The sequence below is a fragment of the Candidatus Obscuribacterales bacterium genome (assembly GCA_036703605.1).
Lineage (GTDB): Bacteria > Cyanobacteriota > Cyanobacteriia > RECH01 > RECH01 > RECH01.
In genome coordinates this window covers 1-6,258 of sequence record DATNRH010000799.1, presented here as the reverse complement: position 1 = coordinate 6,258, position 6,258 = coordinate 1, and the positions used below count along the sequence as shown (strand labels likewise).

Sequence of the window (6,258 nt, the reverse complement as noted above, 5' to 3'; positions counted from 1 at the left end):
CACCTACGCTGAAAAAGACGTGATACTTTTAGATCAAGGCACAAGGCAATCAATCTTCTCTTCAAGTTGATTCCTTTATCCCCCCGGAGTTAGAACCTGTGCCTCCTGTTCTAGTTCAACGCAGCACTCTACTTGTACGTGACAGATCAACACTACAGCGGTCATTAGTAGATAGCGATTGGTTTAGTCGAGGTCTATTCCTGACTTAAAGCTCACTAGCCTCCTAAAGAGACTCGATCTGTCCAGCATGAGAGCCTGTTGTGGGTTCATGTACACCTCATTATTTCTTCTCTAGACACGGTTTACGGATTACGTTTCAATCTGATTCGAGTTAGTCTAGCGTGATTTTCTGATTTTCTAATTGTTCTGGGGGTTGCGATCGTTCGCGCCCCCATTATCATGTGGGGCCGATTTTGAGCTGGGTTGCACTTGTCCCAGTCTGCTGCGGTAGTAGCGTTGACTGGGACAAGTCGAAGGCAACGCTAGTTGGGTTATGGCTTTCTCCCGATGGGAGACACTGCGTGAAGGACTTCACTCAGCCAGCGTGGTCTCTGGCGTGGATCCTGGACTGATGTAGCTTCTTAGCAATCGCTAGATGCAGGCACTAGCGCAGAGGAATATCCCAAAATTCAAGCTGTAGGTCTAGTTGCAAGGTTGCCGTGGTAGGGCGATCGCTCTCGGCTACCCATAGATCGACGGGGAGGGGCGATCGCAGTTGGTCGAGCAAGGGCGTGTGGTAGCACTGTTCCAAAACAGCTTTTTGCAGAGATTCTATGGATAGGAGTTCTGCATTCCAGCCTAGGCAGCAAGGACGAGCGATCGCGTCTGGATGGATAGCGGTGTGCGGTTGGTCTTGGGCTTGGCCGGTGGTGAGATCGAGGAGGAGATCTTGAGTTTCTGTGGTGAGATGCAGACCGGCCCAGAGGCGTAAGGTTCCCGATTGCCAAGACCTGCCGGGTTGGAGCACTTGAGCGGATATGCCGCCTAGGAGCTGCATCACCGGATAGGCGCTGCGGCTAATTTGCCACAACAGCCATCGTTGCCATTGGTAAACAGGAATGGCCTGGTGCAGCAGCATGGGATGGTAGGTGAGGGCTGGGTGGCGCAGGGTCTCGGTGACTTGGCAGGCTTGATAGGCCCAGTCGCCAATGGATTGCACGGTTGGCATTTGCGCGATCGCTTGCCAGGCTTCAGCTCGGTGAGCGATCGCTTCTTGGCGCTGGTGGGCGATCACTGCTGCGATCAACGACGTACGCTCAGGCTCTTGGACGGCACACTGGGTAGGAATAGGCTGCTCTGAGGCGGAAGGGGGTTGTGAAGACCCATCTTTTGTATCAGATGTATCGGATGTATCTGACGGTGAAGGGGGCTGGGGGATGAACTCAAACCCAAATTTCAGTTGAATATGCCCTTGTTGCCAGGTCTGATCAGGCTGCAATATATCCACTCGTTGCCCAGTGAGCAGGGGTTTTAGACGAGGTGTGAGGACGTGTAAACCATCGAGAAGTAGCTCTAATAGGTTTTCCACAGAGCAAGGAGTCTGATTTAAACCTTGGGTATCTGGGGTCTGGGACTGAAGTAAGACGCTGGCGTCGAGCAAGGGGGACGGCTGCTGCTGGGTTGTGAGATCAAAGGCGATGGTCTGATCTAGGGTGAGAATGCCGTAGGGGACAAGGCGCACTTGCCCCTGGATGGGTGCTGCATCTGGAGATAGCACGACCCTTGCCTCCAACCCTTCCATCCATTGCATAGCGATCGCACTACCCCGTACCACGGCCCAAAGCAAGCGCGATCGCCACGTATCGACGTCAATGTAATGGCTGGTCTGCTGGGGGAGTCCACTAGGTGCGATCGCCTCTAGGATCGAGGGGGTTCGCTTCGGTGACGCATGGCTCCAAGCTTCCAAGACCCGATCAATTTCTTCCGCAACGTAGGGAGCAATGGTTTCTGGGGTTTGGGGCAGGTCACTGGGCCAGCCGCTGTCGGTAGACTGGAGTTGGGCCACCATGGTCACCAAGGCATCGAGGGTTTGCGCCACCGGCTCTGGCAGGGTAGGCGATCGCCCATCCAGACCTTCTAAGACTGGAGTTGGAAACCGTAGCACGGTGGCCATGAGAGAGTCCGTTGCTGCCGTTGTCGTAAGTGCCTGTGTTAACAACACATCGGTCATAGCAAAATCGGCGCGATCTGCGCCTGCTCCAAATCGATGGTGGTCATCTGACGGTAGGCATCGGCGATCGCCCGCTGTCCTCGCAGGAAGCCTGTATTAGCTCCGGGGCATAGGTAGGTCAGGGTGTCGCTGGAGAAGCGATCGCGAAGGTTTTGCACACTGCGAAGCTGGCGGGGCCAGTGGAAGGTTTTGGCGGTACGCAAGGGTACAGGATTGCCCTGCCGATCGGGTAAGAGATGCCGCCCTGTCAACAAGATGCCGCCCTGCCTTGGGTCATACACACAGGACGATCCCGGAGAGTGGCCGGGTGTCCAGAACACCTGAAGGCGATCGCCCAAGGTGAGGTCATGGTGAAACGATACTACGTCCACGTCCGGCAGTAAGTAGGCTTCTTGTTCTTGGATGACAACCTGACACTGGAGCGCCGCTTGGATGTCCTTCACCTTGCCTAAGCCGCCGCGATGGGTGATGACAAGCCATTGAACCCCACCGTGGGCTTGGAGAAATGATAGGTGTTCTGCATCCCAAGCTGGACAATCCACCAGAATATTGGCCGGTTGGCTATCGATCTGGTCTAGGATGAGATAGGCTGTTCCACCCATGGTGTCGCGGTTTGGAGGAAATGCAAATAGGGTGTCAACATAGTCAAGCACCGGACGAGGAGATTTAGACGATGTTGGCATAGCACACTCAAAAAACACCAAACGTGATGGAGGCCAGGATCCTAACCGTGAACTCGGCGATCTATCCATGGGCGATCGCCACAAAATGCAGCAAGATTCCTGAATTGCACTAGAGCCTGACCGCATTTATTTCTTACCATATTTTTAGGGATAGATTTTAGAGCTGGAGTTGAACCCTTCATAAAATGGGACGATTAATCTCTATCGGAGAGTCGTCTATCCTCGGCAGCCCTCGTTAAAACCTAGCCGAGGATTTCGTAGACTACTGGGTTCAAGGGCGTTGACGTTGCCACAATGCAGGGTTGACGCAGGTTTCCCCTTCCTCCGCTCATCGACGCTTTGAGACAGATGGCATGATCATTCTACTGCTCGTTTTCTTCACACTGAGCCTATTCACCTACATGGTCGTGAAGCGCAGTGTCGCCAAGATTACCCGCACTCCTATTTGGTTACTCTGGGCGGTCATGATGGCCCCAGCGTTCATTTGGATGGCTTGGCTGGTGGTAAAGGGTGAGAATGAGCAAATGCCCTTTGCCCTTTTCATTATTCCCTTTGTGGTGTGTCCGATGCTCTACTGGTTTCTGGTGCAGTGGGGGCGTTTGCCCGATGCACCGAAGCCATCTCGGCCTCCCGACGATCTATCCACATCCGATGGCTTGCTGGCCTACCCCCCCGCCTTAGAGGGGAAGTCAACGGTTCGACCGATTAACCAAGAGGAAGAGAAGCAGTTGCGCAACTGCTTCTCTTGGTCGGTTTATTACCTACAGACCGTGGAATATCGACCTCAAGCTGTTATCTGTCGGGGGCAGCTCCGCACGTCTCCTGAGGTTGCCTACAAGACCATTCGAGAAAATATTGAGGCGCAGTTTGGCGATCGCTTCTTAGTCATTTTCCAAGAGGGTATGCAGGGCAAGCCCTTTTTTGCCTTGGTAGCTAATCCAGCGGCAACCAGCAAAGATGATGCGTCGCCGGTGTCACGTCCGTTGCTGGCCTTGGGACTGCTGGTTGCAACCTTACTAACCACCACCCTAGCTGGGGCTTGGCTGATGCTTCCCCCAGGAAGCGAGTTTACACCGGAAGCCTCTATGCTCTGGAGAGGTTTACCCTATGCCCTGTCCATTATGGCGATTCTGGGTACCCACGAGCTAGCCCACTATCTAGCAGCCCGGCGGTATCACATTCAGACCACCTATCCCTACTTCATTCCCGTTCCACCAGCGCTCATTTTCCCCTTTGGTACCTTTGGGGCCTTCATCCAAATGCGATCACCCGTGCCCCATCGCAAGGCGTTGTTTGATGTGGGGATTGCTGGGCCCTTAGCCGGCTTTATTATGACTATTCCGCTGCTGATTTGGGGGCTAGCCCATTCCGAGACGCTACCCTTAGAGGAAACCTCTAGCCTTTTTACCTTTGACTCTTTCTCTCCTACCTCATCTTTTCTGCTAACCCTGCTGACCCGGTTGTCCCTCGGTAGTGCGTTCACCGCTGATCAGGCCCTGAACTTACATCCCGTGGCGATCGCTGGCTGTTTGGGCTTAATCGTCACGGCCCTCAATCTCATGCCGGTTGGACAGCTAGATGGCGGGCATATCGTTCATGCCATGTTTGGGCAGCGCACTGGAGCCTTAATTGGCCAAGTTGCTCGGTTCTTGGTCTTGGCTCTAGCCTTTGTGCAATCTAGCTATCTAGTCTGGGCTATTCTGCTGTTTTTGATGCCGACGGTGGATCAACCTGCGCTCAATGATGTGACGGAACTGAATGACTCCCGCGATTTTTTGGGGCTTCTGGCCTTAGGGTTACTGGTGATTATTGTCTTGCCAGCACCGCCGATGTTGCTCAATATGTTGCTAGCAGGCTAGTGTTCCATAACCGCTACGGAGGAAGCGTATGACCATGGACGCTGAAGCAGAATAAATTTGCTAGTCTTAGTGTTGCTAGCCCCGGTGCCACTCGTTCCATCTGGCTGGGGAGCCATGGCGGAGGAGCGATCGCTCCCTCAACCGCCGAGAAGAGTTTTTCTAGATGTTCATCGTCTGCCATCGTTGAGCCTCATTCCTTTTAGTCGTCACATGTTTTGACCATGTCGCAAGATGTTAAACAGTGGATCGCAGAAATTCGCACCCTACAGCACCAGATTCAGGTTGCCAATAAGGAGCGGGATCAAGCCTATGCCAGCGCCGAAAATTGGCGAAAGCTCTACCAAGCAGAAGCTCAGCAGCGTCGTACCGATGCCCGACTGATGCAGGAAAAGCTGGATCAGCTGGGTATGGAACTGCAAACATTACAACAGCAGATCTCTAGCGATCGCTCCGTAGATGGATTGGTAGGACAACCCGCCATGCAGCTAGATCAGCTTGAGGAGCTCTCCGTAGAACAGCTTCGGGAGTCGCTGCAGCAGGCGATCGCCGATGCCGATGGTCTACGGCAGGCGCTGCAGGCAGAAAAAACGGATCACAAAAACACGCGCCAGAGCTTGACTACGGCCCTAGCCGATACGATGGATTTATTGACTCGGGAAAAAAGCGATCGCCCCATACCTGCCGCAGGCAGCGATCGCCCTTCTGAGTCTTCTGCTCAAACCCAATCTAAAAGCCCATGGCCTGAGCTACCGCCTCTACATTAGGCGACAGACCTTTCTTGACCTGGTTGTTGCCATGCTCAATGGCCGTATCTGGGTCTTTGAGCCCGTTCCCTGTGAGGACGCAGACTACCGTAGCGCCCTCCGGCACCTGATCCTTCACCTTGAGCAAACCCGCGACAGATGAGGCGCTCGCCGGTTCACAGAAGACGCCTTCCTCCGCGGCCAAAAGGCGATAGGCGTGCAGAATTTCTTCATCGGTGACGGCGTTAAACTCGCCCTGGCTAGCATCCCGCACCGCCACCGCATGGTGCCAACTGGCAGGATTGCCAATGCGGATGGCGGTTGCTACCGTTTCAGGATGGGCAACCGGATGACCGCTGACCAACGGAGAAGCTCCGGCAGCCTGAAAGCCCATCATCCGCGGCAATCGTTGACTGCGGCCCACCTCTCGGTATTCACAAAACCCCATCCAGTAGGCCGAGATATTGCCAGCATTCCCCACGGGAATGCAGAGCCAGTCTGGAGCATCCCCGAGGGCATCTACCACTTCAAAGGCAGCGGTTTTTTGTCCCTGCAGGCGATAGGGGTTAACAGAATTGACCAAGGTGACGGGATAATGATCTGCTATATCGCGCACTAGGGTGAGGGCTTGGTCGAAGTTTCCCTCAATCGCCAACACATCCGCACCGTAGAGCAGTGCCTGGGCCAACTTGCCTAGGGCCACATAGCCATCGGGAATCACTACAAACGCTCGCAGACCACCACGCCGTGCATAGGCCGCTGCCGCCGCCGATGTGTTGCCGGTACTGGCGCAAATAACGGCC

6 protein-coding genes are annotated in these 6,258 nt (G+C 54.4%); 2 read left to right on the top strand and 4 right to left on the bottom strand.

Annotated elements, in window-relative coordinates:
- Nucleotides 1–604 precede the first annotated feature (604 nt).
- Complete coding sequence (locus tag V6D20_16650; protein HEY9817409.1) at nt 605–2,113, bottom strand: hypothetical protein; 1,509 nt, start codon at nt 2,111–2,113, stop codon at nt 605–607.
- A 53-nt stretch (nt 2,114–2,166) separates the two neighbouring features.
- Entirely contained in the window at nt 2,167–2,853 is a 687-nt protein-coding gene (locus V6D20_16645; protein ID HEY9817408.1) for an MBL fold metallo-hydrolase, read from the bottom strand.
- Nucleotides 2,854–3,206: 353 nt separating this feature from the next.
- Here V6D20_16645 and V6D20_16640 point away from each other — a divergent pair, with 353 nt between their 5' ends.
- Nucleotides 3,207–4,712: a site-2 protease family protein gene (locus tag V6D20_16640; GenBank protein ID HEY9817407.1), complete on the top strand. Its 1,506-nt coding sequence runs from the start codon at nt 3,207–3,209 to the stop codon at nt 4,710–4,712.
- Nucleotides 4,713–4,725: 13 nt separating this feature from the next.
- Here V6D20_16640 and V6D20_16635 read toward each other — a convergent pair whose 3' ends face one another.
- Entirely contained in the window at nt 4,726–4,893 is a 168-nt protein-coding gene (locus V6D20_16635) for a hypothetical protein (GenBank protein ID HEY9817406.1), read from the bottom strand.
- 40 nt (nt 4,894–4,933) lie between these two features.
- Between V6D20_16635 and V6D20_16630 the strand changes: the two genes are divergently transcribed.
- Nucleotides 4,934–5,476: a hypothetical protein gene (locus tag V6D20_16630; protein HEY9817405.1), complete on the top strand. Its 543-nt coding sequence runs from the start codon at nt 4,934–4,936 to the stop codon at nt 5,474–5,476.
- Here the strand turns inward: V6D20_16630 and thrC are convergent.
- A partial coding sequence (thrC, locus tag V6D20_16625; protein HEY9817404.1) for a threonine synthase occupies nt 5,439–6,258 on the bottom strand: 820 nt, incomplete at its 5' end. The two genes, V6D20_16630 and thrC, sit on opposite strands and share 38 nt — an antisense overlap.